We start from the raw sequence: 3,225 nt of genomic DNA on the forward strand, positions 1-3,225 counted from the left end.
GGAATTTAATCTTGACGATGACCTACTCTCACATGGGGAAACCCCACACTACCATCGGCGATGCATCGTTTCACTGCTGAGTTCGGGATGGGATCAGGTGGTTCCAATGCTCTATGGTCGTCAAGAAATTCGGGTACTGAACCGTTTTTCAACGTTTCAGCAAATTGGGTATGTGACAGCTTTCGGTGTTTTGTGAGCGTCGAACTTTCGGTTCATTGCGTCTTCACACACCGCAATCTGATGCTCTTTCGAGTAGTCAAATTGCTTGGGTGTTATATGGTCAAGCCTCACGGGCAATTAGTATTGGTTAGCTCAACGCCTCACAGCGCTTACACACCCAACCTATCAACGTCGTAGTCTTCGACGGCCCTTCAGGGRRCTCAAGGYTCCAGTGAGATCTCATCTTGAGGCAAGTTTCCCGCTTAGATGCTTTCAGCGGTTATCTTTTCCGAACATAGCTACCCGGCAATGCCACTGGCGTGACAACCGGAACACCAGAGGTTCGTCCACTCCGGTCCTCTCGTACTAGGAGCAGCCCCTCTCAAATCTCAAACGTCCACGGCAGATAGGGACCGAACTGTCTCACGACGTTCTAAACCCAGCTCGCGTACCACTTTAAATGGCGAACAGCCATACCCTTGGGACCGGCTTCAGCCCCAGGATGTGATGAGCCGACATCGAGGTGCCAAACACCGCCGTCGATATGAACTCTTGGGCGGTATCAGCCTGTTATCCCCGGAGTACCTTTTATCCGTTGAGCGATGGCCCTTCCATACAGAACCACCGGATCACTAAGACCTACTTTCGTACCTGCTCGACGTGTCTGTCTCGCAGTCAAGCGCGCTTTTGCCTTTATACTCTACGACCGATTTCCGACCGGTCTGAGCGCACCTTCGTACTCCTCCGTTACTCTTTAGGAGGAGACCGCCCCAGTCAAACTACCCACCATACACTGTCCTCGATCCGGATAACGGACCTGAGTTAGAACCTCAAAGTTGCCAGGGTGGTATTTCAAGGTTGGCTCCACGCGAACTGGCGTCCACGCTTCAAAGCCTCCCACCTATCCTACACAAGCAAATTCAAAGTCCAGTGCAAAGCTATAGTAAAGGTTCACGGGGTCTTTCCGTCTAGCCGCGGATACACTGCATCTTCACAGCGATTTCAATTTCACTGAGTCTCGGGTGGAGACAGCGCCGCCATCGTTACGCCATTCGTGCAGGTCGGAACTTACCCGACAAGGAATTTCGCTACCTTAGGACCGTTATAGTTACGGCCGCCGTTTACCGGGGCTTCGATCAAGAGCTTCGCGTTAGCTAACCCCATCAATTAACCTTCCGGCACCGGGCAGGCGTCACACCCTATACGTCCACTTTCGTGTTTGCAGAGTGCTGTGTTTTTAATAAACAGTCGCAGCGGCCTGGTATCTTCGACCGGCGTGGGCTTACGSAGYAARTSCTTCACCCTCACCGGCGCACCTTCTCCCGAAGTTACGGTGCCATTTTGCCTAGTTCCTTCACCCGAGTTCTCTCAAGCGCCTTGGTATTCTCTACCCAACCACCTGTGTCGGTTTGGGGTACGGTTCCTGGTTACCTGAAGCTTAGAAGCTTTTCTTGGAAGCATGGCATCAACCACTTCGTCACCCARAGGGTAACTCGTCATCAGCTCTCGGCCTTARRATCCCGGATTTACCTAAGATYYCAGCCTACCACCTTAAACTTGGACAACCAACGCCAAGCTGGCCTAGCCTTCTCCGTCCCTCCATCGCAATAACCAGAAGTACAGGAATATTAACCTGTTTTCCATCGACTACGCTTTTCAGCCTCGCCTTAGGGACCGACTAACCCTGCGTCGATTAACGTTGCGCAGGAAACCTTGGTCTTTCGGCGTGGGTGTTTTTCACACCCATTGTCGTTACTCATGTCAGCATTCGCACTTCTGATACCTCCAGCAAGCTTCTCAACTCACCTTCACAGGCTTACAGAACGCTCCTCTACCGCATCAYCCKAAGRTGATACCCGTAGCTTCGGTGTATGGTTTGAGCCCCGTTACATCTTCCGCGCAGGCCGACTCGACTAGTGAGCTATTACGCTTTCTTTAAAGGGTGGCTGCTTCTAAGCCAACCTCCTAGCTGTCTAAGCCTTCCCACATCGTTTCCCACTTAACCATAACTTTGGGACCTTAGCTGACGGTCTGGGTTGTTTCCCTTTTCACGACGGACGTTAGCACCCGCCGTGTGTCTCCCATGCTCGGCACTTGTAGGTATTCGGAGTTTGCATCGGTTTGGTAAGTCGGGATGACCCCCTAGCCGAAACAGTGCTCTACCCCCTACAGTGATACATGAGGCGCTACCTAAATAGCTTTCGAGGAGAACCAGCTATCTCCGAGCTTGATTAGCCTTTCACTCCGATCCACAGGTCATCCGCTAACTTTTCAACGGTAGTCGGTTCGGTCCTCCAGTCAGTGTTACCTAACCTTCAACCTGCCCATGGATAGATCGCCCGGTTTCGGGTCTATTCCCAGCGACTAGACGCCCTATTAAGACTCGCTTTCGCTACGCCTCCCCTATTCGGTTAAGCTCGCCACTGAAAATAAGTCGCTGACCCATTATACAAAAGGTACGCAGTCACCCAACAAAGTGGGCTCCCACTGCTTGTACGCATACGGTTTCAGGATCTATTTCACTCCCCTCTCCGGGGTTCTTTTCGCCTTTCCCTCACGGTACTAGTTCACTATCGGTCAGTCAGTAGTATTTAGCCTTGGAGGATGGTCCCCCCATATTCAGACAAAGTTTCTCGTGCTCCGTCCTACTCGATTTCATKRMYAAGAGATTTTCGCGTACAGGGCTATCACCCACTATGGCCGCACTTTCCAGAGCGTTCCGCTAATCTCAAAKCMACTTAAGGGCTRGTCCCCGTTCGCTCGCCACTACTAAGGGAATCTCGGTTGATTTCTTTTCCTCAGGGTACTTAGATGTTTCAGTTCCCCTGGTTCGCCTCTTGCACCTATGTATTCAGTACAAGATAACCATCTTATGATGGCTGGGTTCCCCCATTCAGACATCTCCGGATCAAAGTCTGTTTGCCGACTCCCCGAAGCTTTTCGCAGGCTACCACGTCTTTCATCGCCTCTGACTGCCAAGGCATCCACCGTATGCGCTTCTTCACTTGACCATATAACCCCAAGCAATCTGGTTATACTGTGAAGACGACATTCGCCGAAAATTCG

The 3,225-nt window shown here is 51.5% G+C and carries 2 rRNA genes; both read right to left on the reverse strand.

The features are described from left to right. Positions 1–9: 9 nt before the first annotated feature. Positions 10–125, reverse strand: a 5S ribosomal RNA gene (gene rrf, locus AC1DRN_RS29720). Between the two features lie 151 nt (positions 126–276). Continuing rightward, positions 277–3,170 (reverse strand): 23S ribosomal RNA (locus tag AC1DRN_RS29725). Positions 3,171–3,225 lie beyond the last annotated feature (55 nt).

It is taken from the genome of Pseudomonas sp. P5_B3, assembly GCF_056400405.1.